26 protein-coding genes are annotated in these 25,927 nt (G+C 33.1%); 6 read left to right on the top strand and 20 right to left on the bottom strand.

Going from position 1 to position 25,927, the window contains the following annotated elements; all coding sequences use genetic code 11:
- Window positions 1-3 precede the first annotated feature (3 nt).
- The 10 genes from pcaF to ABD771_RS02865 all read right to left on the bottom strand — a co-directional run bounded on the left by pcaF (window position 4) and on the right by ABD771_RS02865 (window position 8,849).
- Window positions 4-1,206, bottom strand: coding sequence for a 3-oxoadipyl-CoA thiolase (pcaF, locus tag ABD771_RS02820; protein ID WP_345090349.1), 1,203 nt, complete (start codon window positions 1,204-1,206; stop codon window positions 4-6).
- Between the two features lie 88 nt (window positions 1,207-1,294).
- Window positions 1,295-1,702 carry a PaaI family thioesterase gene (locus ABD771_RS02825; RefSeq protein WP_345090352.1) on the bottom strand — a complete coding sequence of 136 codons (408 nt, stop codon included), beginning with the start codon at window positions 1,700-1,702 and terminating at the stop codon, window positions 1,295-1,297.
- A 56-nt stretch (window positions 1,703-1,758) separates the two neighbouring features.
- A complete protein-coding gene (locus ABD771_RS02830; RefSeq protein ID WP_345090355.1) occupies window positions 1,759-2,907 on the bottom strand; it encodes a 3-hydroxyacyl-CoA dehydrogenase NAD-binding domain-containing protein in 1,149 nt (382 codons plus the stop codon).
- A gap of 28 nt (window positions 2,908-2,935) precedes the next feature.
- Window positions 2,936-3,718, bottom strand: coding sequence for an enoyl-CoA hydratase-related protein (locus ABD771_RS02835; protein WP_345090358.1), 783 nt, complete (start codon window positions 3,716-3,718; stop codon window positions 2,936-2,938).
- 82 nt (window positions 3,719-3,800) lie between these two features.
- Window positions 3,801-4,301, bottom strand: coding sequence for a 1,2-phenylacetyl-CoA epoxidase subunit PaaD (gene paaD / locus ABD771_RS02840; RefSeq protein ID WP_345090361.1), 501 nt, complete (start codon window positions 4,299-4,301; stop codon window positions 3,801-3,803).
- A 49-nt stretch (window positions 4,302-4,350) separates the two neighbouring features.
- Entirely contained in the window at window positions 4,351-5,103 is a 753-nt protein-coding gene (gene paaC, locus ABD771_RS02845) for a 1,2-phenylacetyl-CoA epoxidase subunit PaaC (RefSeq protein ID WP_345090364.1), read from the bottom strand.
- A 93-nt stretch (window positions 5,104-5,196) separates the two neighbouring features.
- Complete coding sequence (paaB, locus tag ABD771_RS02850) at window positions 5,197-5,478, bottom strand: 1,2-phenylacetyl-CoA epoxidase subunit PaaB (RefSeq protein ID WP_298177646.1); 282 nt, start codon at window positions 5,476-5,478, stop codon at window positions 5,197-5,199.
- Between the two features lie 71 nt (window positions 5,479-5,549).
- Entirely contained in the window at window positions 5,550-6,506 is a 957-nt protein-coding gene (paaA, locus tag ABD771_RS02855) for a 1,2-phenylacetyl-CoA epoxidase subunit PaaA (RefSeq protein ID WP_345090366.1), read from the bottom strand.
- 548 nt (window positions 6,507-7,054) lie between these two features.
- On the bottom strand, window positions 7,055-8,128 hold the full coding sequence (gene paaE / locus ABD771_RS02860; RefSeq protein ID WP_345090370.1) for a 1,2-phenylacetyl-CoA epoxidase subunit PaaE: 1,074 nt from the start codon (window positions 8,126-8,128) through the stop codon (window positions 7,055-7,057).
- A gap of 151 nt (window positions 8,129-8,279) precedes the next feature.
- Complete coding sequence (locus tag ABD771_RS02865; RefSeq protein WP_345090372.1) at window positions 8,280-8,849, bottom strand: TetR/AcrR family transcriptional regulator; 570 nt, start codon at window positions 8,847-8,849, stop codon at window positions 8,280-8,282.
- A gap of 118 nt (window positions 8,850-8,967) precedes the next feature.
- Between ABD771_RS02865 and ABD771_RS02870 the strand changes: the two genes are divergently transcribed.
- Window positions 8,968-9,276, top strand: a complete 309-nt coding sequence (locus ABD771_RS02870; protein WP_345090375.1) for a rhodanese-like domain-containing protein — start codon at window positions 8,968-8,970, stop codon at window positions 9,274-9,276.
- Between the two features lie 59 nt (window positions 9,277-9,335).
- Here ABD771_RS02870 and ABD771_RS02875 read toward each other — a convergent pair whose 3' ends face one another.
- The 4 genes from ABD771_RS02875 to ABD771_RS02890 all read right to left on the bottom strand — a co-directional run bounded on the left by ABD771_RS02875 (window position 9,336) and on the right by ABD771_RS02890 (window position 14,560).
- A complete protein-coding gene (locus tag ABD771_RS02875) occupies window positions 9,336-10,001 on the bottom strand; it encodes a DUF4230 domain-containing protein (protein ID WP_345090379.1) in 666 nt (221 codons plus the stop codon).
- A 1-nt stretch (window position 10,002) separates the two neighbouring features.
- The gene (locus ABD771_RS02880) at window positions 10,003-10,953 is read right to left on the bottom strand and encodes a GSCFA domain-containing protein (RefSeq protein WP_345090382.1); all 951 of its coding nucleotides are present in this window, start codon (window positions 10,951-10,953) and stop codon (window positions 10,003-10,005) included.
- A gap of 101 nt (window positions 10,954-11,054) precedes the next feature.
- Window positions 11,055-13,691 carry an alanine--tRNA ligase gene (gene alaS / locus ABD771_RS02885; RefSeq protein ID WP_345090385.1) on the bottom strand — a complete coding sequence of 879 codons (2,637 nt, stop codon included), beginning with the start codon at window positions 13,689-13,691 and terminating at the stop codon, window positions 11,055-11,057.
- Window positions 13,692-13,705: 14 nt separating this feature from the next.
- Window positions 13,706-14,560 carry an SRPBCC family protein gene (locus tag ABD771_RS02890; protein WP_345090388.1) on the bottom strand — a complete coding sequence of 285 codons (855 nt, stop codon included), beginning with the start codon at window positions 14,558-14,560 and terminating at the stop codon, window positions 13,706-13,708.
- Window positions 14,561-14,692: 132 nt separating this feature from the next.
- Here ABD771_RS02890 and ABD771_RS02895 point away from each other — a divergent pair, with 132 nt between their 5' ends.
- From ABD771_RS02895 to ABD771_RS02915, 5 genes are read left to right on the top strand one after another with little or no spacing between them, the layout of a single operon-like run.
- Window positions 14,693-15,670 carry a M23 family metallopeptidase gene (locus ABD771_RS02895; protein WP_345090391.1) on the top strand — a complete coding sequence of 326 codons (978 nt, stop codon included), beginning with the start codon at window positions 14,693-14,695 and terminating at the stop codon, window positions 15,668-15,670.
- A 55-nt stretch (window positions 15,671-15,725) separates the two neighbouring features.
- On the top strand, window positions 15,726-16,058 hold the full coding sequence (locus ABD771_RS02900) for a MerR family transcriptional regulator (RefSeq protein ID WP_298120414.1): 333 nt from the start codon (window positions 15,726-15,728) through the stop codon (window positions 16,056-16,058).
- Window positions 16,059-16,103: 45 nt separating this feature from the next.
- The gene (locus ABD771_RS02905; RefSeq protein WP_345090394.1) at window positions 16,104-16,706 is read left to right on the top strand and encodes a LemA family protein; all 603 of its coding nucleotides are present in this window, start codon (window positions 16,104-16,106) and stop codon (window positions 16,704-16,706) included.
- Complete coding sequence (locus ABD771_RS02910; RefSeq protein WP_345090396.1) at window positions 16,706-17,143, top strand: TPM domain-containing protein; 438 nt, start codon at window positions 16,706-16,708, stop codon at window positions 17,141-17,143. The genes ABD771_RS02905 and ABD771_RS02910 overlap by 1 nt, the downstream gene beginning before the upstream one ends.
- Entirely contained in the window at window positions 17,140-17,940 is an 801-nt protein-coding gene (locus ABD771_RS02915; RefSeq protein WP_345090399.1) for a TPM domain-containing protein, read from the top strand. Before ABD771_RS02910 ends, ABD771_RS02915 begins: the two co-directional genes overlap by 4 nt.
- A gap of 83 nt (window positions 17,941-18,023) precedes the next feature.
- Here the strand turns inward: ABD771_RS02915 and ABD771_RS02920 are convergent, their stop codons facing one another.
- The 6 genes from ABD771_RS02920 to ABD771_RS02945 all read right to left on the bottom strand — a co-directional run bounded on the left by ABD771_RS02920 (window position 18,024) and on the right by ABD771_RS02945 (window position 25,882).
- The gene (locus ABD771_RS02920; RefSeq protein WP_345090402.1) at window positions 18,024-20,804 is read right to left on the bottom strand and encodes an outer membrane beta-barrel protein; all 2,781 of its coding nucleotides are present in this window, start codon (window positions 20,802-20,804) and stop codon (window positions 18,024-18,026) included.
- A 215-nt stretch (window positions 20,805-21,019) separates the two neighbouring features.
- Entirely contained in the window at window positions 21,020-22,675 is a 1,656-nt protein-coding gene (locus tag ABD771_RS02925) for a tetratricopeptide repeat protein (protein WP_345090405.1), read from the bottom strand.
- Window positions 22,676-22,686: 11 nt separating this feature from the next.
- Window positions 22,687-23,610, bottom strand: a complete 924-nt coding sequence (locus tag ABD771_RS02930) for a PstS family phosphate ABC transporter substrate-binding protein (protein WP_345090408.1) — start codon at window positions 23,608-23,610, stop codon at window positions 22,687-22,689.
- 225 nt (window positions 23,611-23,835) lie between these two features.
- On the bottom strand, window positions 23,836-24,639 hold the full coding sequence (locus tag ABD771_RS02935; RefSeq protein ID WP_345090411.1) for an energy transducer TonB: 804 nt from the start codon (window positions 24,637-24,639) through the stop codon (window positions 23,836-23,838).
- A 21-nt stretch (window positions 24,640-24,660) separates the two neighbouring features.
- On the bottom strand, window positions 24,661-25,233 hold the full coding sequence (locus ABD771_RS02940; protein WP_345090414.1) for an ExbD/TolR family protein: 573 nt from the start codon (window positions 25,231-25,233) through the stop codon (window positions 24,661-24,663).
- 19 nt (window positions 25,234-25,252) lie between these two features.
- Window positions 25,253-25,882, bottom strand: a complete 630-nt coding sequence (locus tag ABD771_RS02945; RefSeq protein WP_345090418.1) for an ExbD/TolR family protein — start codon at window positions 25,880-25,882, stop codon at window positions 25,253-25,255.
- Between the last annotated feature and the right edge of the window lie 45 nt (window positions 25,883-25,927).

The following is a 25,927-nucleotide window of genomic DNA, read 5'->3' on the forward strand; positions in this document are numbered from 1 at the left end:
CAATTAAACTCTTTCTATGATTGCGGCATAGCCTTGACCAACACCGATACACATTGTGATTAATGCATATCGTTTTCCTGTTAGTTGTAATTCTAATGCTGCTGAATAGGCGATTCTTGCTCCGGTTACTCCTAGTGGATGACCAATTGCGATGGCTCCACCATTCGGATTTATTCTTGAATCGTTGTCTTTTAGTCCTAATTCGCGGATGCACGCTATACTTTGTGCTGCAAATGCTTCGTTTAATTCTATAATGTCGATTTGATCTAAGGTTAAACCTGCTTTTTCTAATGCTTTTTTGGTAGCTTCTACTGGGCCAATTCCCATGATTCTTGGCTCTACTCCAACCACCGATGAACTTACAATTCTAGCCAATGGTTTTAGGTTATATTTTTTAACAGCTTCTTCTGATGCAATTATTGTTGCACAAGCGCCGTCATTTAATCCTGATGCATTTCCTGCAGTTACGCTTCCGTCTTTTTTGAATGCTGGACGTAATTTGGCTAAACCTTCCATTGATGTGGTTGGTTTGATGAATTCGTCTTTGGAAAATTGAATCGCATCGCCTTTTCGTTGTGGAATTTCAACCGTAACTATTTCTTTGGCTAATCTTCCTGAAGTTTGCGCTGCAGTTGCTTTCAGTTGACTATGTAAAGCAAACGCATCTTGATCTTCACGAGTAATATTATATTTTTCTACAAGATTTTCGGCAGTTTCACCCATCGCATCTGCGCCGTACATCGCGTGTAGTTTTGGATTTATGAATCTCCATCCGAAACTGGTGTCGTACATTTTAGAATCGGTTCCATAAGCTGATGATGGTTTGGAAACTACTAGTGGTCCGCGTGTCATGTTTTCGATTCCGCCTGCTATAAAGATGTGTCCGTCGCCTGCTTTTATGGCTCTATTGGCGTGGATTATAGCTGATAATCCTGAACTGCAAAGACGGTTTACCGTTTCGCCTGGAACTGAATAAGGCAATCCTGCTAATAAAAGTGACATTCTAGCCACATTACGATTGTCTTCACCAGCTTGATTGGCACAACCCATGATTACGTCGTCGTAAGCATCGATTTGAATGTTTGGATTTTTTTCTACTACGGATTTGATGACCAAAGCTCCTAAATCATCTGGGCGAACCGATGATAATGTTCCTTGGTAACTTCCTATTGGAGTTCTTACTCCGTCTATGATGTATGCTTCCATTTTTTTATTAATGGATAATTGATAATTAATAATGGATAATTATAAACCCAAAAACTTCAATTGTCAATTATCAATTGTTAATTGTTAATTATTCTTCCCAATCTTTTTGGGTGCGATAGACTACACCTTTAAAAAGCGCCACTAATTCATCACCTCGTTTTACTTCTATTATATTGAATCCTAACTTGTTATTTACTTTTTCTATTACTGATTCGGCGGTTAAATAATCGCCTTCGCTCACGGCTTCGATGTGATTTATTGAGGTTTCGATGGAAACCGAAAATTTACCGTGCGTGTTGGCTGCGAATCCGAAAGCGGTGTCGGCTAACGAATAGGTGATTCCACCGTGGGCTTTGTACATACTGTTGAGCATTTCTTTGCGAATCGTCATAGCTACTTTGCATCGACCGATTTCACATTCGAGAATTTCGATGCCGAGCCATTGACTGTAGGCATCTTGAGACAACATTTTGTATGGTATTTTGGTTCCTTCCATTTGTTTATTTTAACCGCAAAGATCGCAAGATATTACGCAAGGTTCTCTAAGTTTATTTAGTAAAAAGATTTGTTTTCTCTATTCATTCTTCTTAAAATTGGACTGCAACGGTATCTATCTTCGTGGTATTCGTTGTATAATTCGTCTAATTTTTCTACGCACCAATTGATTCCGAGTTCGTCTGCCCAAGCTAGTAATCCTTTTGGGTAATTTACTCCTTTGGTCATAGCGTTGTCGATGTCTTTGGCTGATGCGATGTTTAAAAATAATGTGTCGGCTGCTTCGTTGATTAGCATTACGATTACTCTTTCGAAAATGGTTTTTGCTAAAACAGTATCTTCTGTTGGTGCTGGTAATTCTTGATTGTAATTGTAAAAACCTCGTCCTGATTTTCTTCCTAAAAATCCGGCTTCCAACAATCTTTTTTGTGTGAATGATGGTTTGAATTTTGGATCGAAATAGAACGCTGTGAATACTGTTTCTGTTACTATATAATTTACATCGTGACCTATCATATCCATAAGTTCAAAAGGTCCCATTTTGAAATTTCCGATGATTTTTAAAGCCCAATCGATTGTTGCAAAATCGGCTACACCTTCATCGTAAATTCGCAAACTTTCACTGTAAAATGGTCTTGCTACACGGTTTACAATGAAGCCTGGTGTGTCTTTTGCAACGGCAACTACTTTTTTCCAATCGGAGATAATTTGCACAGATTTTTGGAGTACTTCTTCGCTGGTTTGAACCGCTGGTATTACCTCAACCAATTGCATTAATGGTGCTGGATTAAAAAAGTGAATTCCAATGACGCGTTCTGGTTTTTGGCAAGAAGCAGCAATGGAAGCTATTGATAAAGAAGACGTATTGGATGCTAAAATGGTTTCGGGCGAGACGTAATTTTCTAATTCTGAAAATAATTTTCGCTTGATTTCCATATTTTCAATTATAGCTTCGATGACTAAATCAGAATGCGATAATTCTCCTAATGTGTGTGCGTAGGAAATGTTGTTTTCGATTCGGGATTTTTCGTGCTCGTCTATTTTTGCTTTTTCGACTAATTTAGATAGCGTATTTTCGAGATTAGATTTGCTTTTGGCAAGCGCATCGAGATTGGTGTCGTAAATTTTTACTTCACAACCTGCTGTTGCGGCAACTTGCGCGATGCCACTTCCCATTGTTCCTGAACCTATTATTGCGATTTTCATGCTACCTATATATTGTTCCTACGGAACTTTAATTTCCTTTGAATTCTGGTTTTCTTTTTTCTACGAAAGCGGTTACGCCTTCTTTGTAATCGTTGGACGAACTGGCTTCGATTTGTAAATCTGATTCTAAAGCTAGTTGTTGTTCTAGATTATTTGTCACCGATTGATTTAATAATCTTTTGGTTAAACCAATAGCTTTTGTTGGCATTTGAGCTAAAGTGGTTGCTAAAGTCATTACTTCTTCTTCAAAAAATGAACTTGGATAAATTTTATAAATCATACCCATATTTAATGCTTCTTCAGCAGATACTTTGTCGCCTAACATCATTAAAGCTGTTGCTTTTTGGAAACCAATTAATCTTGGCAAGAAGAAAGTTCCTGCGCTGTCTGGAATTAAACCGATTTTGCTGAAAGCTTGAATAAAACTTGCGTGATCGGTTGCTACGACAATATCGCAAGCTAAAGCAATGTTTGCACCTGCTCCAGCAGCAACTCCGTTTACAGCTCCTATAATTGGCTTTTCTATGTTTCGGATTTTTTGGATGATTGGATTATAGTGTTCTTCCAATATTTTTCTGAAACCTGGATTTAATTCTGGATCGGTTACTTCTTTTAGGTCTTGTCCGGCGCAAAATGCTTTTCCGTTTCCGGTGATTACTATTGCGCGTACATTTGTATCGTTTTCACAATTATCTAAAGTTTCTTGTAACAAAAACGCCATTTCTCGATTGAAACTATTGAAAACTTCGGGTCTGTTGAGTGAAATCCACGCGACATTGTTTTCAATTTTTAGTTCTATTGAATTGCTCATACCTTATTTTATTTTTTAAACCATTAAGAAATTAAGCTTCATTAAGGGTTTGATTTCAAAAGATTCCCATTTTCATGGGAATTTATTTTAAACATTTAAAGTAGTCGAATGGTTCTAGGCAATCTTCGCATTGGAAAAATGCTTTGCATGCTGTGGAACCAAATTGACTTACTAATTTTGTGTTCAATGAACCGCATTGCGGACATTTTACTAATTTTTTATTACCTAGAAGCGCTTCTTTATCAGCTGATTCTGATAATGGTGAAGCAATTCCGTATTTTTCTAATGCTGCTCTGCCCTTTGGAGTAATCCAATCGGTTGTCCATGCTGGCGAAAGGATTAGTTCTACTTTGGCTTCGTAGCCTTTTTGTTTGAATGCCAATTTTATATCATCTCCAATTACATCCATCGCTGGGCAACCGCTGTAGGTTGGTGTGATTTGAACTTCTACAATTCCATCTATTATTTTGGCAGAACGCACTACTCCCATTTCCATAATCGATAAAACTGGAATTTCCGGATCAGATACTGTTTCGAGAATTTCGAATAGTTTTTGGTCGATATGTTCTGTTGTTTCTGTCATTTTTGTTTTTATGAGATTCTGAAACAAGTTCAGAATGACAAATCATTTTCTACCAATTCATATTCGGATAAGCTAATTGCATGTATTGCATTTGTGCTAAAAGATATCCCATATGTTCGCTGTGAATTCCTTGTTTTCCTCCTTTTTGAAAGTATTCTATTGTTGGAATTTGCAATGTTGCTTCTTCTAAAATTTCGTTTATTTTTTTAAAATAATTTGTTTTTAAAAGTGTTACATCTACTCCTATTCCTTCAGTTACCATTGCTTTATCTGCATCGGTTTGATGAAATAATTCGTCAGTGAAAATCCACAAATCGTTGATTGCGGATTGGATTCTGTTATGACTTTCTTCGGTTCCGTCGCCTAATCTTCTAATCCAATCGGAAGAAAATCTTGTGTGATAGGAAACTTCTTTAATGCTTTTTTTGGCTATCGCAGATAATGTCACATCATTACTGTTTTGTAATTCTTCTAACACTAATAAATGATAGACATCGAATAGAAATTGTCTTGCAATGGAATTGGCAAAATCTTGATTGGGTTGTTCAACCAACAGAACGTTTTTATAGTCTCTTTCTTTTCTCAAGAAAGCGATTGTATCTTCTGTGGCATCACCTCCAATTAATTGGGCTGCGTATTGATAATAGCTTCGTACTTGACCGAATAAATCTAGTGAAATATTGGTCATTGCAATATCGGTTTCTAGACTTGGACCGTGACCGCAAAGTTCACCGAGACGTTGTCCTAGAATTAGAGAATTATCTGCAATTCCGTATATGTATTGAATTAAATTGTTGTTCATTTTTTGTTTTTTAAACCCTTAAGAAATTAAGAAAAATTAAGTTTAAACTTTATAAGACAGTTAAGGTCTTTTAATTAAAACTTATTTCAAATTCTACATGTGTTTTAATTCATCTGGCAATTCGTAAAAAGTTGGATGACGGTAGGCTTTGTCTTTTGCAGGATCGAAAAGTTCAGCGCTGTCGTCTGGATTTGAAGCTGTGATTTGTGCTGATGGAACAACCCAAATACTTACACCTTCCATACGTCGTGTGTAAACATCGCGTGCGTTTTCTAATGCCATTGTTGCATCGCTTGCGTGTAAACTTCCGCAATGGCGGTGTTCTAATCCGTTTTTACTTCTTATAAATACTTCCCAAAGTGGCCAGTTTTTCATAGTGTTGAAAGTTGTCGGTTGTCGGTTGTCGGTTTTCAGTTAAAACTGATAACAGATAACTGACAACTGAATTATATTGCTTGTTTTACTTCTTTGTTTGCTTGTTTTTCAGCGTAAGCCATTGCAGCGTCGCGAACCCATTTTCCTTTTTCCCAAGCGTTTACTCTTGAAGAGATACGTTCTTTGTTACATGGTCCGTGGCCTTTTACTACTTGCCAAAATTCATCCCAATTCATTTCACCAAAATCATAAGATTGTTTTTCTTCGTTCCATTTTAAATCTGGATCTGGAATGGTTAAGCCAATCATTTTCGCTTGAGGAACAGTTTGGTCTACAAATTGTTGACGCAAATCGTCGTTGCTTTTGCGTTTTAGTTTCCATTTCATCGATTGTTCAGTGTGAACTGATTCGGCGTCTAATGGTCCTAACATCATTAATGATGGCCACCACCAACGGTTTAATGCATCTTGTGCCATTTCTTTTTGCTCTGGAGTTCCTTCTGCCAATGTCATCATAATTTGAAAACCTTGACGTTGGTGAAAACTTTCTTCTTTACATACACGAACCATTGCTCTTGCGTAAGGTCCAAAAGATGTGGAACATAAAGGCACTTGATTTATGATAGCAGCACCATCAACTAGCCAACCAATGGCACCCATATCGGCCCAAGTTAGTGTTGGATAATTGAAAATACTAGAATATTTTGCTTTTCCAGAATGCAATTGTTCGTATAATTCTTCGCGTGATACACCTAAAGTTTCACAAGCAGAATACAGGTATAATCCATGCCCGGCTTCGTCTTGTATTTTAGCCAAAAGCGCTACTTTTCGTTTTAACGATGGTGCACGTGTTATCCAATTTCCTTCGGGTAGCATTCCTACAATTTCGGAATGTGCGTGTTGTGAAATTTGACGAATGTGTGTTTGACGGTATTTTTCGGGCATCCAATCTTTGGGCTCGATTTTTTCGTCTCTTGCAATTCGTGCATCGAAAATTGCTTCTAAATTTTTTACTTCTTTTTCTGACATACTTTTTTGAATTAGTGTTCAGTGTTCAGTCGCCGTAATATTTTACTTTGCAGTAACTTTGAACGATTATTATTTTTTTTCTTTTGAACCATTAAGTTATTAAGGTTCATTAAGTTATTTTTATTTCTCGCAAAGTCGCGGAGTCGCAAAGACCTCTTTATACCGCAAATTCGCAAATTATATTTTTTCTTTTTAAACCATTAAGTTATTAAGGTTCATTAAGATTTTTTTATTTCTCGCAAAGTCGCGGAGTCGCAAAGACCTTTTTTACCACAAATTCGCAAATTATATTTTTTCTTTTAAACCATTAAGTTATTAAGGTTCATTAAGATAGTGTTGTTTTATATTTTATTTTTATTCAATTCGTTTACTTTCTAGCCCTGATTGGAGCAAGTATCCTTTTTTGTTATAAAAGCACCTCGACTGCGCTCGGCGTGACAAAAAAGATACTGCGGAAAGCAGGAAAATGGATTGCAAAAACTCACTAGCCATTCGCTTCTGACTTCGATATTTCGACAAGCTCAATATAAACCTAGCTCAGCCTGACATTACACGCCAAAATCAACTACAACTTTGTCGGTTGTTGGAACGGCTTGACAGCTCAAAACCAATCCTTTTGCGACTTCGTGTGCGTCTAAAGCGTAGTTGACTTTCATTTCGACTTCGCCTTCTAAAACTTTGCATTTGCACGTGCTGCATACACCGCCTTTGCAAGCAAATGGTAAATCGGCTCCGGCTGCTAATGCGCCATCGAGAATGTTATCGTAGGCTTCGTCCATTACGAAATGGAATTCTTTTCCACCGTCGATGATGGTGATATCGGTTCCGTTTACTTTATTTTCTACTATTCTTTGAATACGCTTTTTGTCTTCTTCGGAAATTCCGGAAGTGAACAACTCATAATGTATTTTATCTTGATTCAATCCTGCAGCTGTTAATTCGTCGCGCAATAGAAAAATCATATCTTCTGGTCCGCAAATGAAACAATCGTCAGTTGCTGGAATGTCGATTATTTTTTCGGTTAAAACCTGAATTTTTTCTTTGGTAAATCTTCCATTAAATAATTCGGATGCTCGATGTTCTTTGGTTAGGAAATGAAAAATTTCGAAACGATTGAAATACACGTTTTTAAGTTGTTCAATTTCTTCTTTAAAGATAATGGATTTTACGGAACGATTTAAATAAAATAATTTAAATGTGCTGTTTGGCTCTGATTTTAAATGTGTTTTTATAATTGACAGAATTGGCGTGATGCCGCTTCCTGCTGCGAATGCTATATAATTTTTGGCTTTTTGGGTATCAATTTCTACATTGAACTTTCCGCTTGGTGGCATTATTTCTAGGATATCACCACTTTTTAGCGTTTCGTTTACGTAAGTTGAAAACAATCCGCCATTGATTTTTTTAACGGCTACTTTCCATTTATTTTCGATTGGAGAGGAACATAACGAATAAGAACGACGAACATCTTCACCGTCAATTACAGCTTTTAGCGTGAGATGTTGTCCTGGTTTGTATTGAAATTCTTGCTTTAATTCTTGTGGAATCTCAAAAGAAAGCACGGAACAATCTTTGGTTTCCTTGTAAATATCGGCAATTTTTATGCTGTGAAATTTTGACATAACCCCTGAGTAATTTTTAACTAACACTTGTTAGTTTGTTATGCAAATTTAGTGAAAATTTTAATATGTTACGAAAACGTTATAATTTTTTGTTTTAAGTACTTTTTCTATTTCTCGCAAAGTCGCAGAGACGCAAAGTTTTCTTGTCGTTTTATACAATTCCGTTTAGCAGGACTTGAATCATATTTGCTTTTAAAACTTCGGGTTTTATTGTTTTTTTCTTTCCGTACCAAAGGTAAAGTGTTCTTAATGTTGACAGTGTTGAGAAGATGATTACTTCGATGTTTAAGTTTTTTATTTCGCCGTTGGCTATTCCGGTTTTGATTATTTGTCGAAAACTTTCTTCATAGTCGTTTCGCATTTTGATGAAATAAATTAAATCATCATCGGTTAAGTGCATCCAATCGTTGTTTAGGCAGGCTAACGCATCTGAATTTCTGAGTGTAATATCGATGTGAAGTTGGATAACTCGTTCGATTTTTTGGATAGTTGAATCGCTTGAAGCAAGGATTTCATCGATTACAGAAGTAAATTCTTCTGCAATTTCGATGATGATTAAAACTAAAATTTCTTGCTTGGATTTAATGTGATTATATAAACTTGCTGCTTTGATATCCATAGCTTGAGCTATATCACGCATGGTCACAGCGCTGTATCCTTTTTCTTTGAAAAGTTTTGCGGCTACATTTATGATTTCGGCTTTTCGGTCGGTAATCTTCATTGGTGTCAAATATATAGAATATTTTTAGTTGGGTAACTTTTGTTACAAATTTATAGGATGTATACCATTAATTTTGCTGTAGAAATCTGAAATAGAAAACAAATTAAAAATATAAAACATGGGATTATTAAGTATGTTAGGTTTTGGCGGAAAATCGGAAAGTGTAAAAGAATATATGGACAAAGGAGCCGTTATTATTGATGTAAGAACAGTTAGTGAGTTTAGAGAAGGTCATATTAAGAACTCTAAAAACATTCCGTTAGACAACATTTTTTCTAAGGTTAATGAAATTAAAAGATTAGAAAAACCTGTAATTGTATGTTGCAGAAGTGGTATGCGAAGTGCACAAGCTGCATCGATTTTGAAAAACAGCGGTATTGATGTTATGAATGGTGGTGGATGGCAAAGCTTGGAAAATAAATTATAGTTTATTGATTAAATAGTAATTGGTTTTTGTAAAAGTGAACTTGAAATTCAGAGTTGCTTTTACCCTTTTATTTTATATTGAAACTCTTGATTATTATTAACCACCTCACCATCATATTTTAAAGTCCAACCCATAGAACTTGTTAGAATTAAAATCTTAGATAATTCGCTAATTAATCTATTTTTAGCATTTGATTTTAAAGTAGATTTATCTATTTTCTTTTTTAAATTCTCTCTAGCCAATTTATTGATTTTATTATAATCATCTCCTGTAAATTCATTGAAAGTTGAAGATTCAGTATCATAATATTTTATATCAGGACTAATTTTTATTTCTTCTTCAGGAATGTTTGTGATGGTTACTGTTTTATTTTTTGCATCAATATCATATTTTACTTTGCTTAAATCAAAACCTACAGTTACATCAGCATTGATGACGACTAAAGCTTTTTTATCAAAACTCAAACCCGGAATATAAGTTTCTTTTCTGTCTTTATAAGTTAGAACTTCGGCAAAATGGCCTTCAGTTACAACTAGTTTTCCAACATTTTTAATTTGTTGTTGTATTAAATTAGTATCATATTCTATCGAAGACGTTTCGCTTTTGGTAGTAAAAAATTTATATCCAAAAGACAAAACTAATCCTATTAGAATTAAAACTGCCCATTTTCGAAATTCTGATAAGGCTCCAAAAAAGCCCACTTTAGGAGGAGTTTGTTGCGACATTTTAAAATTGTATTTGCGGATATCTTGAGACTAAAGTACGAATTTTTTCATTCACTTTTTTTAAAAATATTTGATGATTTTCAGAATTAGGATTGAATGGTCGGTGTTTCAATGCTCGTTGTATTTCGCAAACTTGATTCATCGTTGCAAATTCATTTTCTGAAATATAACTTTCAAAGAATTTTATCCAAATATAATCGATAGCCGACTGACTTGGATGTAGCATATCATCGGCATAAAATCGATAATCACGAAGTTCGTCCATCATAATTTCATAGGAAGGAAAATAGTTGCACTTCGACAGGCTTAATGTGACAACTTTTTGCAGAGCAGTAATTAAATGCGCTTTACTTCTTTGGTTTTCTACAAATCCATCTTTTATATGTCGCACTGGCGAAATGGTGAAAATAAAATTACACTTTGGATTTATTTTCTGAATTAATTTGATTGAATCCTCAATTGATTTTTCAATAATTTCAACAGATAAAACTTCCTTATCAAATTGATTTTGTGGTACTTTATGACAATTAGCTACCTCTTTATTAGAAACTTTATTTCTATAAATCCATGAGGTTCCGTAAGTAATAATAAAATGAGATGCTTCTATAATTTGAGTTCTAAAAAAATGTAAAATTTTATTTAATTTCTCCAACATCAATTCTGAAGAAGTATCACTTAAAAGGGAATGAACTTCATAACAATGCCATAAATCGTTATGAAAAAAAATGTCTTTTTCTGTAAACTCAATTTTATTTACAGCTCTATTTATAAGATTTTCAATAGATATTGGATTAAAAATAATTCCAAAAGGATTTACACAATTTTGAAACTTAAAATACTCAAATTTTTCTCCCATATTTTCAGCAAAACACGAACCAATAGAAATAATTTTAGAATTATAATCTATAGGAAAATTTGACTTTTGAATAGGTATTTTAGTGGTGAAGTTCATGAGATTTATATCACTTTCAAAATTATTATCAAATATATAAAAAAAACAATCCTGATAAGTTAAAAACAAATCAGGATTACAATTTACATTTTTCTGTTTATCTATTTCACAAACTCAACCACTTTCTCCAAAGCATCCTTTATTCCCAAAACATGTTTTCCTTTTCCAGATGCGAAGAATGGCTGTCCTCCACCATTTCCGTCAATGTATTTACCTAATTCTCTGATTACATTTCCAGCATTTAATGATTTTTCTGTAACCAATTCTTTTGAAATGTAGCAGTGAATATTAGGAGCGTCATCTTCAACCGAAGCTAAAAACACGAATGAGTTTGGTTTAGATGTTCCAATAGCTTGAGCTAAATCTTTAGTTGAACTCATTGACAAATCAACTTGTTTAGCTAAAAAGTTAATTCCGTTTATTTCTTGAAAATCTGAAACTAACGTATTTTTTAATCCGTCTATTTTTTCTTTTAATAATTGCTCAATTTGTTTTTTCAACTTTGCATTATCGTCTTGCAATGAAGCAACCGATTTTAAAATATCTTGTGGATTTTTCAAAGTTTCCTTAATTTCTGCCAAAGTTGTTTCTTGATTTTTGTAGAAATCTTTCACAGCATCTCCAGTGATTGCTTCAATACGACGAATTCCTGCGGCAACTGCACCTTCTGAAATGATTTTGAACTGCCAAATATCTGCAGTATTTTTTACGTGAATTCCACCACAAAGCTCTTTGCTTTCGCCAAATTCAATCATTCTTACTGAATCACCATATTTTTCTCCAAATAAAGCCATTGCGCCTTTCTCCAAAGCTTCTTTAATTGGAATATTTCTGTGCTCTACCAATTGCAATTGTGCTTCGATTTGCTCATTTACACTTGCCTCAACTTGACGTAATTCGTCATCAGAAACTTTAGAAAAATGCGAAAAGTCAAAACGCAAGTAATTTGGATTTACTAACGAACCTTTTTGTTCCACATGTGTTCCTAAAATGTTTCTCAATGCTAAATGCATCAAATGCGTAGCCGAGTGATTTTTAGAAGTTGACGTTCTTAAATCGGTGTTTACTTTTGCTACAAATCCTGCTTCAATATTTTCTGGAAGTTGTTTTGCAAAATGTAATATTAAATTATTTTCTTTCTTAGTATCAATAATATCAATGGTTTCGTTAGCAGAAACTAAGGTTCCTTTATCTCCCACTTGTCCTCCACCTTCAGGATAAAATGTTGTGTTGTCTAAAACAATTTGATATAAAATTCCATCTTTTTTTGAATCTACTTTACGAATTCTAGTGATTTTTACTTCGTTTTCGGTTTGGTCATAACCTACGAAAGTTTCTACGTTTCCTGGAATTAAAACTGACCAATCTTCTGTAGAAACCTCTGAAGCTGCACGAGAACGCGCTTTTTGTTTTTGTAATTCCGATTCGAAATCTGATTCGTTGTATGAAAATCCTTTTTCTTTTAAAATTAACGCAGTCAAATCCTTTGGAAATCCGAACGTATCGTACAATTCAAAAACTTTTGCTCCTGAAACTTCTTTCCCTGATGTTTCAGCAACAACTTTATCTAACAATTGTAAACCTTGGTCTAAAGTTCTTAAAAACGAAGCTTCTTCTTCACGGATTACATTAGTAACCAATTGCTGTTGCGATTTGATTTCTGGGAAAAATTCGCCCATTTGATTAGCTAAAACTTCAACTAATTTATTGATAAAAGGTTCATTAGTATTCAAAAATGTAAATCCGTAACGAATCGCACGACGCAAAATTCTACGAATTACATAACCTGCACCAGTGTTGGATGGTAATTGTCCGTCAGCAATTGCAAAGGCAACCGCACGAACGTGATCAACAATTACACGAATAGCTATGTTAGTTTTATTTTGTTCTTCTGAAACGTTTTTAACTTCGTTTGAAGTATATTTTAATCCTGTAATTTGTTCTACTTTTTCGATTAGCGGAGTGAAAACATCCGTATCATAATTGGAAGTTACATTTTGCATCGCCATACACAAACGCTCAAATCCCATTCCGGTATCAACGTGTTGTGCTGGTAGTTTTTCTAACGAACAATCAGCTTTTCTGTTGAATTCCATGAAAACGTTGTTCCAAATTTCAACTACTTGTGGATGATCGGCATTTACTAAACTTCTACCAGAAACTGCAGCTCTTTCAGCATCGGTTCTTAAATCGATATGAATTTCTGAACATGGACCACACGGACCTTGATCTCCCATTTCCCAGAAGTTATCTTTTTTATTTCCAAGAATGATACGATCTTCTGGAACATATTGTTTCCAAATATCCCAAGCTTCTTGGTCAAAAGCAACATTTTCTGCAGGATTTCCCTCAAATACAGAAACGTACAAACGGTCTTTGTCTAATTTTAAAACTTCGGTAAGAAATTCCCAAGCCCAATCCAATGCTTCTTTCTTGAAATAATCTCCAAAAGACCAGTTTCCAAGCATTTCGAACATAGTGTGATGATAAGTGTCAAAACCTACATCTTCAAGATCATTGTGCTTTCCTGAAACACGAAGACATTTTTGCGTATCGGCTATTCTTCTACTTTTCGGAGTTCCATTTCCTAAAAAGTATTCTTTGAATTGGGCCATTCCTGAGTTATTAAACATCAAGGTTGGATCGTCTTTAAGCACAATTGGTGCCGATGGAACAATTAAATGTCCTTTTGATTCAAAGAAATTGAGATAAGCTTTTCTAATGTCTTGCGATTTCATTATTTGGATTTTATTTATTTTCTGATATTTTTTTTTAATTCTTGTAATGCTAATGGAAATTTTTCGTTCATGTAATTGATATATTCAGGAACGCAATCAATTTCGGCAGTTACTGTTGTAACACCGTTTTCTTCATTTAATTTATAGGTTTCAAAACTACCTGTCCATTTTTCAGTTTCGGCATCAATTGGTAATTCTTTCAAATCTTTTAACATTCCAATGTGTTTGAAAATAATCAATTTATTTGGAATAAGATAAAACACATCACTGTACATTCCTTCAAAACTTGGAGCAATAAAATGAATTCTACTTCCTAGCTCTATTTCACCTGTAAAATAAGTTCCAGCACAAAATGGCATTGTCCATTCAGTATATGATTTTTTATCCCACATTTTATTCCAAACAGTTTCTACTGAAGCATTAATTTCTTGAGTAAAAACTATTTTTTTAATTCCGTAAAGGTAGTTTCTCAAATTGGTTTTTACTAGAGCATTCCATCCCATTTCATAATTGGCAATAGTAAAATTTGGTCCAGCATCTGAAAAACTTTCAACACCTTCGTGAGTCAATGTAACTTTTGATTTTCCATCAATCTCATCAATATTCCAAGTTAAAACAGAAGTTCCACTAGATTGTTCTGGGTGTGTCCAAGTGTGTTGTAACAATTTATTTTCTTCCACTTTCAAAATTTCACCTTCGTGAAGATATTCTTTTTTCTCACCTTCATAAAAGGAGAATTTATTTCCAATATTCAAATTGAAATTTGTTATATCAAAATACCAAATTTTCATAATTTCTGAATTTGTTAATGCTTCCCAAACTTTTGATTTAGTAGCATCGAAAACAGCTTCTACTTTTATTACACCCATAATTTGAATATTAATACACGAAATTAGTACGATTTAAAAATAAAAAATAGTTTAGTTTGAAACATTTCTTAAATTTGTTCGTATAACCATTGTTATTCTTAAAACGATTACAAAAATAGTATAATTTAAGAAATGTCGAAGAAAGTTAAGTATTATTACGACCCAGAAAGTTTAGCTTACCGAATTATTAGTCCGAAGAAAAGGGAAAAATTTGGTTATGCCTTGTTATTCTTGGTTGCATCGGCTTTATTTGGATTTCTTTGTTTTGTAGTTTTAATGAATACACCCTATTTTGAAACACCAAAAGATAAGATTCAAGCCAGAGAAATTGAAAATTTGAAGTTGAGTTACGCTCTTTTGAATAAGAAAATTGAAGATATCGATCAAGTAGCTTCCGATTTGGAAGAACGAGATAATAATTTATATCGCGTTTATTTTAACTCCTCACCCATTTCAAACGAAAAACGAAGAGGAATTATCGACAGAAAAAGATATAAAGAATTAGAAGGATTTAATAATTCTGAATTAGTTATAAATACATCCGAAAAAGTGGATGCGATTTCAAAAGCATTGGCAGTTCAATCAAAATCATTGGACGAAATTTTGAAATTAGCAAAAGCAAAAGACAAATTACTGAGTGCTGTTCCAGCAATTCAACCTGTTAAAAATGAGGATTTAAAACATATGGCATCTGGATTTGGATACAGAACTGATCCGTTTACAAAAGCAAGAAAAATGCACGAAGGAATGGATTTCACTGCCAAAACTGGAACTCCAATTTATGCTACTGGTGATGGTGTTGTGAAAAGTGCAGATAATTCACTTTCGGGTTATGGAAATCATATTGAGATTAATCATGGTTTTGGCTATTTAACATTGTATGCCCATTTAAGCAAGTACAAAGTAAGACCAGGACAACGAGTAAAACGCGGAGATATAATAGGATATGTAGGAAGCACAGGAAGAAGTCAGGCGCCACATCTACATTATGAAGTTCACAAAGACGGAAAAGTAACAAATCCGATTAATTTTTATTACGGAAACATTTCGGCAGCAGAATACGTAGCGATTTCAAAAATTGCTAATCAAGAGAATCAGTCTTTAGACTAGTGTTCAGTGTTCAGTGTTCAGTGTTCAGTGTTCAAAATTAAATAAATAGAAAAAAATGCACATAGAATTATCAAAAGACAAATTATATTTTAGTATTGGTGAAATTGCCGAAGCTTTTGATGTAAACGCATCACTTATTCGTTTTTGGGATAAAGAATTTGACATTCTTAAACCAAAGAAAAATGCCAAAGGAAATAGAATGTTCACACAAGAAGATGTGAAGAATTTACAACTAATTTATCATTTAGTTAAAGAACGTGGATTTACATTGGAAGGAGCAAAAACGCATTTGAAAGAAGGTCAGAAAAAAACCTTAGATAAATTTGATATCATTTCAAAGCTTGAAGGAATCAAAGCAGAGTTGACAAACATTAAAAACAATTTATAAATCAATAAACAAAAACAATAAATAAACTTTAAACAATTAGAAATTATGAGAAAATTTTTGCCTTGGATAATTGTAGCAGTAGTAGTATTAGGAATATATAGTTGGGCTAGTGGCATTTATAATAATGCTATGACTTTAGACCAAGGAATTAAAGAAAGTTGGGGTAATGTAGAAACCGCATATCAAAGACGAAATGATTTGATTGTTAATTTGGTAAAAAGTGTTCAAGGGCAAGCTGATTATGAAAAAGGAACTTTAGAAGCAGTTGTCAAAGCACGTGCAGAAGCGTCACAAACTAAAATTGATCCTACCAAAATTACATCAGAACAATTAGAAAAATTCAATAATGCACAATCTTCTTTATCAAGATTATTAATGACTGTTGAAAACTATCCAAATTTACAAGCAAATCAAGGTTTCTTGAAATTGCAAGATGAAATAACTAGCACAGAAAATCAAATATTAACAGCCCGAACACGATTTAATGAAGCCGTTAAACCGTATAATAATAACATTTTGACTTTTCCAAGAAATATTTTTGCAGGTTTTTATGGATTAAAAGAAAAACCTTATTTTGAAGCAGTTGAAGGAGCCGAAAAAGCACCAGAAGTAGAATTTAATTTTGATAAAAAAGAAGATAAAAAATAATGTCAAAAGTAGAAGATTTTTTAACTAAAGCCGAAGAGGAAGAAGTAGTTGAAGCTATTCGTTTGGCTGAAAAAAATACTTCAGGTGAACTTCGTGTACATATAGAAAAAGAAACATCCATAGCTCCTATTAATAGAGCTGTGGAGGTTTTTAATCTTCTTAAAATGGAAAACACCAAAGACAGAAATGGTGTTATTATCTATGTGGCTGTAAAAAGCAAAGAATTTGCAATTTATGGAGACAAAGGCATCAATGAAAAAGTTGCTGATGATTTTTGGAATTGTACCAAAGACATCATGTTAAACCATTTTAAAAACGGCAACAACAAACAAGCATTGGTTGACGGAATTAACAATGCAGGCGAACAACTTAAAAAACATTTTCCTTTTGTGGATAATGATACTGACGAACTTTCTAACGAAATATCAAAAGGATGATACAACTAGTTTTTAGAATCGTAAAATTCTTGTTGATTGCTTCATTATTGTTGTTACATCAGCTTGGTTTTGGGCAATTTAAAATTCCACCAAAACCTGATTTTGAGACTTCTGTCTATGATTATGCAAAACTTTTAAATGCTTCAGAAAAAGCAGCATTAGAAGACAAATTAATTAAATATTCAGATTCTACTACTACTCAAATTGTAGTCGTAACCGTTGACAATATTTATGGAGAAGATATTGGAATTTTAACTCCAAAATGGGGTCACGAATGGGGAATTGGTCAAGCAAAACAAGATAATGGTGTCTTTATTCTTTTGGCAAAGGAAGAGCGAAAAATATGGATTTCACCAGGATATGGAGTTGAGGACAAACTTGTGGCCGGGATAACTGGTGACATTGTTAGAAAAATTATAATTCCAGAATTTAAAGCAGGCAGTTACTATAAGGGATTGGACAAAGGCGCCGATGCTGTTTTTCAGGTTTTAAAAGGAAAATATAAAGGCACTAGAATTGAAGATTCTAATGACAATAGTATTTTTCCAATACTTCTTTTCATAGTTATTTTCGTTGTAATAATGATTTTAGCCTCGAAAAACAAAGGTGGAGGAAACTCTGGAAATTCATCTGGAGGACCAAGTTTACTTGATATTATCATATTGAGTAATATGGGAAGAAGTTCTGGTGGCGGAAGTTTTGGTGGTGGTTTTGGTGGTTCATCTGGTGGTGGTGGTTTTGGTGGTGGTTTTGGCGGTGGAGGCTTCTCTGGAGGTGGCGCAGGTGGTGATTGGTAAAATCAAAATCTTCGATATATAAAAATAAATACCCCAAAAGTGAATTGCTTTTGGGGTATATTTTTATCTAATTTATTTCTGAATTAAAACCACATCATTCCGCCTGATTTCTTTTCTTTTCCAGAGAATTTTTCTAGCTTGTAGGTTAATGAAAACATTACGTAACGTCTTAGCACTACGTTTTCTTCATCTCTAATCGACGTTGCAGTGATGTTTCTCGTTGCGTTTTGATTTTGATTCAACATATCATATACTTTTACTTTTGCCATCAATTTCTTTTGATAAAAACTATATGACAAACTGGTATTCCACAAGTAGAAATCTTTCTTAAATCCGCTTGCTATGTTTGAGTTGTAAGTGTATCCAAAGTCGTTTCCGAAAGTCCAATTTTTTGGCCAAAAACTTGTAACTTGTAAATTCAATCGGTGTGTAAAATTGGAAGCTGATTCAATTACATAATTTGAAAAATCCGTTTTGTTGTAAGAATAGGTATACGATGGATTAATCGTTAACAATTCGCCATATTCATAAGTAAAATTAACTCTTGGATTGAACGTAAATGTTTTTGCACTAAACAATTCTCCATCGGTAAATCCTTTAGACAAACCAAAATTATTGTTTGCTCTTAGTTCAAATCTATATTTGTGTGCGTCTTTTTTTATCGATTTATTCCAATATAATCCAAACCACGAATTATATGTACCCGATACATTTTCGTATGAAGTTGTTCGTTTTCTATTGGCATCAAACGTTGTTGAAGAGACGATTTGATTATCGTAAAAATTTCCTCCTGTGTAAACTCCATATCCAGAGCGCGTTGCGTAATCGAAATCTCTGTAAGAAAAATAAATACCGTGATTTTGATTCAAATCTAAATTTGGATTACCAATTATAGTATTCAATGGATTGGCTAAATCTTCTACAGGTAATATTTGTCTTGCAGTTGGAAGCGTGTAAGAGTAATTGTAGTTAATCCATAAATTTTTACTTTTCGAAAAACGATAACTCGCATAAGTGTTTATATAGGGTAAAACAAACTCTTTTTCTAAACTGGTTTTTACATTTAAATATTCTGAATCATTATCAAAATTGATTAAAGTTGTTCCTACATTCAAATTGAAATTCATTTTTTTGCTATTGTAGGCTATACCTGTATTTGGTGTAATTGTTCTTTCTAACGAATTGAAAACATTAGATAATTCATCATTTGCAATCGAATAAGTTTCATTTGCAGCATCAAAATCAAAAGAATTTCTTCTATCTCTGTTTTTATCAATTTTATACTCTACACCCAATTTTACCTGAAGTGAATCTGTAATTGGTTGATAAAACTCCACTTCAGCCCTATAATTAGAGCTTATGTTTTTAGAATTATTGGTTTGATTCCTGACATCATCTGGATCGGTTCCTTGATAAAAAACAGTTGTTGATCTAACAATTTCATCTTCTTTTGTATTTGAATTTTCATTATCAAAAACAAAACTCAAACTCTTTCCTTTTCTTTTAAATGATTTGGTAAAAGACAATGTATTATTGAACGAGTCATTATTGTTTTCATAGAAATTATTTGAACTACTTTCGTTTAAAAGAGCATTAGCTGCATCAAAAGATGATTGAGAGGCAACATTTCTATTTTTGTTATTAGACTTTGTGAAATTTGGTTCTAATGATATTGTTGTTAATGAATCTATCTTAAATTCAAATAATGATGTAACATTATGTACATATCTGTCTTCGTTTGTATTAGAATTAGAATTTGTTGTAAAATTTCCTGAAGGTAAAAAATTAGTCAAACTTGTTCTATTAGTATTCTTTGAATTTGCTCCAGAATAAAAATAACTTAACGAAGTTTCTGCATCTTTAAACCATTCATCAGAATAATTTAATCCAACTAAATTAGACTGCGTAATCCCTTTATTTCCGCCAAAGCTTCTTCCGTTTATTCCAAACGAACCATTGTCACCAATCCAGACACTCCTATTTCTTCCGCCACCCATATTATCAAAAACTTCATCCATTGAAAAACCAGTTGCATTGATATTATTGGAAGATGCTAAGACACTAATTTTTCGTTTATTTTTAAAATAATTCACCAAAGTACTAGATTCATATCGTTTATCAGAACCACGTCCGCCCATGAACTTACCAAAAAATCCTTTATTTTTATTTTCATCGATGGTTAGATTTATACTCGCTGTATTGGCACTTGCCGCCGCACCTGTTTGCTCTTCTTTTTTAGTTTTAGTATCAGAAACTTGAACTTTATTGATGATATCTGAAGGCAAATTTTGAAGCGCAATTTTACCATCTTTATCAAAAAATGGTTTTCCGTTGACTAGGATTTGATTTACTTCTTTACCATTGACCGTTATTTTCCCATCAGCGTCAATTTCTACACCAGGTAATTGCTTTAATAATGTTTCTACATTTGCATCTGGACGTACCTTAAATGAAGACGCATTAAACTCTAAAGTATCTTTTTTAATTCTTATTGGAGGAGTTTCTTTCTTGATGATGACTTCATCTAGATTATTTATTGCTACTTTTAATGCTAAAGTTCCAAAATCTTTGTCTGCAGTTACATTCTCTAAAGGTATTTTGTACTCATCATAGGTTACAAAAGATACTTTTAAATAAACTGGTTTGTCAATTTTCTTCAATTTGAAATCAAATTTTCCAAATTTATCTGTAATCGTATAGTCAATCACGGTAGAATCTTTGGCTGACGAAAGGTAAACTGTTGCAGATTCTATTGGTAATTTGGTTACTTCATCAATTACTTTTCCTTTTAAATTAAAGGTGTTTTGACCATAAGTAAAGGAGCAAAATACAATTGCAAGAATGGTGTAGAACGTTTTAGGCATAAAATTTATTGGTTAGTTTTTCTAAATAACTGCGAAATAAAGACTTTAGTATTTAAAGAAATAATTTCTTACAAAACTTTAACATATATAAATAAAAAAACGTCCAATTTCTTGGACGTTTCTGATTGTTATTTCTTCTTTTTAGTTGTCTTTTTTACAACTTTCTTTTTTGTAGCTAAAGGAGATTTAGTTTCGGTTATTATGGGGTCCTCTCCTCATTTTAACAATTTCATAGACTCTAAAGCATAATTATTTGTTGGATCTAAAGCTAAAGTTTTGCTAAAAAACTCTTTTGCTTTTACTTTATCAGTATTAGCATAGTGTGCTCCAATACTGTTATAAGATTCTGTAACTTTTGCTTTATTTTTAGCTATTTCTTCGTCTCCTTTAGGTAATACGATATCTAAATATTTTTGATAAGTAGCTGCCATCACATCATCTTTATCCAATGAACTGTTAATTCTTGCTTTGTATAAATAAGCCTCTTGATAAGTTGGTGATGCTGTAATTACATTATCCATAGCTTTATCAGCTTTATCTAAACTTACAAGGTCAATAGTTTTAGCATCTTTACCTCTATTAATAGTAAAAACAGAAAGACCATAATAAACATTATCTTCAAGATAGTTTTTAGACGTTGGGTTAGAAATTGCTGCTTCAAAAATAGCTGAAGAAACATCATACAACTTTTGTCCAAAATACTTTTTACCAATTTCGTTCAAACCATTTGCTAAAACTGGCTCCATATTAAGTGCTTTCTGAATCTCAGCTGCTCCATTTTTTAACATTGTTGCGTCAACTGTTTTCCCATCTGCACCAATTGATTTTTTTACAAGAGCTAATCCTAAGTAATAGTAATCACCAGGAATTACTTTAGTTCCTTTAGCAATAAATTCATTAAGTGCTGTAATAGCTGCTTCTGTATTTCCATTTTCATAAGCAGAGTAACCTAAATAACGTAGAATTCTTGGATTAACTTTATCTAGTTTTTTCATTTCATTTGCTTCTGCTTCTAGAGCTACATAATCTCTTGCTAAGATTAAGAAGTCTGCATGACGCATACGAGATGCCAATGAATAATCTGTTAATTTCATATACTCATTATAGCTATCTAATGCTTTTTTGATGTTTTCTGTATAAGTAGAAGGTTTATTGTTAGCCCACAAATAGTAGGTTTCTGCTAATTCTCTGTAAACAGGACCATAACTTTTATTGATAGCAATTACCTCATCATAAGCTTTAATTGCTTCACCATACGCTTTAGCTCCTTTTAACAAAACACCTAATTGCATTTTAGCTCTAATCAAAGAACTATCTGATTGGTATGCGTTTCTGTAGGCAGCATAAGCTTCATTTTGATTTTTCTCACCATAATAAGCATCACCTAACGCCAGTTGTATATAGGCATTAGTTGGATTTGCAGCTTTGGCTTTATTCAAAACTTCAATGGCTGCTTTATAGTCAGGTTTTTCAGAATTCATATAAGCTTTTGCAATATAGATGTACTCTTCAACATCTTTCTTTTTAAGGTCTTTGGTTACTAAATCAAATTTAGATTTTGCAGCAGCAACATTACCACTATTCAATTCTAATTGACCTAGACCAATGTTATTGATTTTCCCTTCTTCTGAAGAAAGTCCTTTATCAAAAGAAAATCTTGCAGAATCCTCAATGTTTTGAGTTAGATATATATTCCCTAAAAGAAATGATGCTCTACCATTACTTTTGGTTTGAATAATACTCTTTAATAATGACTTAGCTTTTTCATACTGTTCAGCATCAATCGCTTTTCTAGCTTGATCTAAGTCTTGTGCTTGGCTCACTGCGGCTGAAGCTAACAAAGCAATACTGAAAATTTTAAATTTGCTCATCTTATTGTAATTTATTTTTTGTTTTCTATTTGATTTCTAATTCTAATATTTCGACTTGGTTCTCTTATTGGAGCTAGTCCCGATTGTGAAATTATTCTTTGTCCTATCTCTCCAGCTATAAATGAAGCAAAGCCCATTCCTAAACCATTATATCCTTGACAATTGATAATATACAAAACACGTGCCAAAGGGTATGTTCTACTTCCTATGTTCTCTTGTGATGGGTAAACATACTTATTATCAGCAGTTTTAACACTTAAAATTTTTACACTATTTACATATTTTTGCATTGCTGCTTTTGGTTGTGTCAACCAATTTATTCCAACTACACCAATCATTCCATCATTTTCTGAAACGTGTTTTATTACTTCATCATTAGTTTTGAATGAAAAAACACCTTCACTTGGTAGAGATTCTATTTTTGCTAATCTGCATAAGTAGCTAACTGTACTTGAATTAGGGTTGTCAAAAACCAATCCTTTTATGCTGTTTTTAGTTCCTTTTAAATAATCAATTACTTCTTTTAAATCAATTAAAGTATCGTTAGATTTTTTATTTTTTATAAATGTAATGGCATCTATTGCAAAAGGTGTTGATCTCGGTACAATTCTATTGTTTTTAAAAAAAGTAAATTCTTCTTTGCTTAAATCTCTTGAAAGTACAATTATCCCTGATTTTTTAGTTAAAAAATCATTCATACTCTCTTTTTCCGACTTTGGCAATAAAGTTAACTTTGCCTTATATTCGGTTTCAAAAATAGTTACCTGATCTTCGACAATAGGCATCAATGTTTCATCTACTAAAATCGAAGTTTTACCTTCAATAATACTATCCGAATTTATACTGTTTTTATCTTTTTTCTCACATGAGATAACTACAATTAAAAGAGCAATTTGAATTAAAATTAAAAATAAAATCTTTTTATTCTTCATCATTATTGGTGTTAAAATATCTGTAGAATCTGAAAAACCCGTAAGCCATTAACAATATACCTAATGCTATTCTATATTTTGGTTGTAATCTAACTGGGAAACTAGTCCAAAATATTAAAATAATTCCAAATGTTAAATAAATCAAAAAAAACAAAATTCCTATAAATAGAAGAAATCGCTCGTTAAGCGATTTCTTCTTATAGTTTGAAATTAATTTCTTAATCATTACTATTCTTCTTGAGGAGCAGTAAGCGTGATAGGTAATTGGTAAGAACATCTCACTTTTTTACCATTTTGCTCAGCTGGAGTCCATTTTGGAGATTTTCTCAACACTCTTTCAGCTTCTTTTCCAGTTCCGTAACCAATATCTCTTAAAACTTTGATATCAGTTAATGAACCATCTTTTTCAACAACGAATTGAATAAAAACTTTTCCACCCGGACTATCAGAAGGTACATTATAGTTGTTTTCGATAAACTTATAAAACTTAGCCATACCACCTGGAAATTCAGGTTTTACTTCGATACCAGCTGAATTATAAATAGTATTATCCTCTTCAACAACTGCAGGTCCTTTTGGTCCATCACCTGGTGGATCTAGAGATAACCCAGCATTAGGATCACCATCAATATTTTCCTTACCAATTTTAGTCTCTTTCAATTCCTCCACTTTTGGCGGTTCTTCTGTAACCTCATTAGTTTTAGCAACTACAGGTTTTACAAACTTAACCACATCCTGTTTTGGTGGAGGTGGTGGAGGTGGAGGAAGATTTTCCTTAGGTTTTTCCTCCTTAGGAGGCAACTTAATACTTGTAATTTTATCGTTTAATGCTTGATCATCATCAGATGAATCTGGCAACATATCAATGATTACTGGCGCTGCAACTGCCAACGAAAAAATAATAGCTCCAATTATGAACGCTCGTACATTGGTACTGGTGTTTTTTTTACGCAACTCGTAAGCACCATAACTTTTGTTACGACCTTCAAAAACGATATCAATCCATTTATTATTTAATAAATCTAATTTCATTTCTTTCTAGTTTTATAAGTACTATTGAGTACTTTTATTAAGTTCGTCTGCTAATTTATTTTCTTCTGGAGAAAAATCATTAACTATTGCATTTGTTGGTACTTTGCAAATTGCCATCTCATCTAATATATCTACTAAATTTTTGTAAGTAGACTTTTTAGTAGGTTTAATAATTACAATTAAACCTTTGTCTTTATCGCGTGTAACTTGCGGAATTGATGCTACTCTTGATAATAACTCTTTACGAATTCCTTCTTTACCATATCCAGTAGTTTGCGGTTTTCCGTTAGGTTCTGGAGCTTCAAGAAGTCCATGAAACCATTTTATTTGGTCATTCGCACCTAGAATAACGGTAACTGTTCTTCTTTGGTCGGTTTTCATTTCTACTTCATCATTTGGATCATCTTCCTTATTAGGCAATCCCAGATCCATAGATTTTGGTTTAGATAACGATGTGGTTAACATGAAGAAAGTGATTAGTAAAAATGCTAAATCCACCATTGCAGTTAAGTCAACTTTAGAATTTTGTTTTTTACTTCTTACCTTACCTCCGCCTTTTTTACCACCACCGTCGCCGGTATTTAATTCTGCCATTTTGCTAAATAATTAAATATTAAAAATCTTTACCTCTAGAACCAGTAACTAAATTAAAGCTATTGATTTTTTGGTCTTGTAAAATATCCATAACTTTTTTGATTTTTGGATATTCTTGTTTAGCATCACCTTTTATAGCGAAGTCAAGTTCTTTATCTTTTCCAAGCTCAATATTAGCTTGACGTGCAGTATAAATCCAATCTTTCAATTGGTTATTTAAAGAATCCAATGGAATACCTGGTTGTAATCCCTCTTTATTTCTATCTACTGCCTTCATAGCTATGATTTGTTTAAGAGCTTCTACTGGAACACCAAATTCCTCGATTAAACTAAATTGAGCTGTTTCTTCAGGTGTAAATGATAACTGATATTTTGCTGCCATTAACTCAAGTGTCTTTACACGAATATCTCTATCCTTCATTCCAAAAAACACTTTGTCTTTACCTTCACTTTTTCCAATAGTCAGTGTAACTAATCCTGTCTCTGGAAGTTTAACTTCAACAGTCGATGCAGGAGTTGTAACAGGCAAAGCCTCTGGCGATTTTGCTGTTGCAGTTAAGATAAAAAACGTGAGCAAAAGGAAAGCTACATCACACATAGCCGTCATATCAATAGACGCTGCGTTTTTAGACATTTTTATTTTTGCCATTTGTAATTTTGTTAGTATTTAACAATTTGACTAATATCAATTGTT

It is taken from the genome of Flavobacterium chungnamense (assembly GCF_039539165.1).
In the GTDB taxonomy this organism is placed as follows: Bacteria; Bacteroidota; Bacteroidia; order Flavobacteriales; family Flavobacteriaceae; genus Flavobacterium; species Flavobacterium chungnamense.

What these genes read in the sequence shown, in the direction of transcription:
- pcaF (WP_345090349.1), bottom strand. Translation starts at nt 1,206, where the DNA reads ATGGAAGCATACATCATAGACGGAGTAAGAACTCCAATAGGAAGTTAC.
- ABD771_RS02825 (WP_345090352.1), bottom strand. Translation starts at nt 1,702, where the DNA reads ATGGAAGGAACCAAAATACCATACAAAATGTTGTCTCAAGATGCCTAC.
- ABD771_RS02830 (WP_345090355.1), bottom strand. Translation starts at nt 2,907, where the DNA reads ATGAAAATCGCAATAATAGGTTCAGGAACAATGGGAAGTGGCATCGCG.
- ABD771_RS02835 (WP_345090358.1), bottom strand. Translation starts at nt 3,718, where the DNA reads ATGAGCAATTCAATAGAACTAAAAATTGAAAACAATGTCGCGTGGATT.
- paaD (WP_345090361.1), bottom strand. Translation starts at nt 4,301, where the DNA reads ATGACAGAAACAACAGAACATATCGACCAAAAACTATTCGAAATTCTC.
- paaC (WP_345090364.1), bottom strand. Translation starts at nt 5,103, where the DNA reads ATGAACAACAATTTAATTCAATACATATACGGAATTGCAGATAATTCT.
- paaB (WP_298177646.1), bottom strand. Translation starts at nt 5,478, where the DNA reads ATGAAAAACTGGCCACTTTGGGAAGTATTTATAAGAAGTAAAAACGGA.
- paaA (WP_345090366.1), bottom strand. Translation starts at nt 6,506, where the DNA reads ATGTCAGAAAAAGAAGTAAAAAATTTAGAAGCAATTTTCGATGCACGA.
- paaE (WP_345090370.1), bottom strand. Translation starts at nt 8,128, where the DNA reads ATGTCAAAATTTCACAGCATAAAAATTGCCGATATTTACAAGGAAACC.
- ABD771_RS02865 (WP_345090372.1), bottom strand. Translation starts at nt 8,849, where the DNA reads ATGAAGATTACCGACCGAAAAGCCGAAATCATAAATGTAGCCGCAAAA.
- ABD771_RS02870 (WP_345090375.1), top strand. Translation starts at nt 8,968, where the DNA reads ATGGGATTATTAAGTATGTTAGGTTTTGGCGGAAAATCGGAAAGTGTA.
- ABD771_RS02875 (WP_345090379.1), bottom strand. Translation starts at nt 10,001, where the DNA reads ATGTCGCAACAAACTCCTCCTAAAGTGGGCTTTTTTGGAGCCTTATCA.
- ABD771_RS02880 (WP_345090382.1), bottom strand. Translation starts at nt 10,953, where the DNA reads ATGAACTTCACCACTAAAATACCTATTCAAAAGTCAAATTTTCCTATA.
- alaS (WP_345090385.1), bottom strand. Translation starts at nt 13,691, where the DNA reads ATGAAATCGCAAGACATTAGAAAAGCTTATCTCAATTTCTTTGAATCA.
- ABD771_RS02890 (WP_345090388.1), bottom strand. Translation starts at nt 14,560, where the DNA reads ATGGGTGTAATAAAAGTAGAAGCTGTTTTCGATGCTACTAAATCAAAA.
- ABD771_RS02895 (WP_345090391.1), top strand. Translation starts at nt 14,693, where the DNA reads ATGTCGAAGAAAGTTAAGTATTATTACGACCCAGAAAGTTTAGCTTAC.
- ABD771_RS02900 (WP_298120414.1), top strand. Translation starts at nt 15,726, where the DNA reads ATGCACATAGAATTATCAAAAGACAAATTATATTTTAGTATTGGTGAA.
- ABD771_RS02905 (WP_345090394.1), top strand. Translation starts at nt 16,104, where the DNA reads ATGAGAAAATTTTTGCCTTGGATAATTGTAGCAGTAGTAGTATTAGGA.
- ABD771_RS02910 (WP_345090396.1), top strand. Translation starts at nt 16,706, where the DNA reads ATGTCAAAAGTAGAAGATTTTTTAACTAAAGCCGAAGAGGAAGAAGTA.
- ABD771_RS02915 (WP_345090399.1), top strand. Translation starts at nt 17,140, where the DNA reads ATGATACAACTAGTTTTTAGAATCGTAAAATTCTTGTTGATTGCTTCA.
- ABD771_RS02920 (WP_345090402.1), bottom strand. Translation starts at nt 20,804, where the DNA reads ATGCCTAAAACGTTCTACACCATTCTTGCAATTGTATTTTGCTCCTTT.
- ABD771_RS02925 (WP_345090405.1), bottom strand. Translation starts at nt 22,675, where the DNA reads ATGAGCAAATTTAAAATTTTCAGTATTGCTTTGTTAGCTTCAGCCGCA.
- ABD771_RS02930 (WP_345090408.1), bottom strand. Translation starts at nt 23,610, where the DNA reads ATGATGAAGAATAAAAAGATTTTATTTTTAATTTTAATTCAAATTGCT.
- ABD771_RS02935 (WP_345090411.1), bottom strand. Translation starts at nt 24,639, where the DNA reads ATGAAATTAGATTTATTAAATAATAAATGGATTGATATCGTTTTTGAA.
- ABD771_RS02940 (WP_345090414.1), bottom strand. Translation starts at nt 25,233, where the DNA reads ATGGCAGAATTAAATACCGGCGACGGTGGTGGTAAAAAAGGCGGAGGT.
- ABD771_RS02945 (WP_345090418.1), bottom strand. Translation starts at nt 25,882, where the DNA reads ATGGCAAAAATAAAAATGTCTAAAAACGCAGCGTCTATTGATATGACG.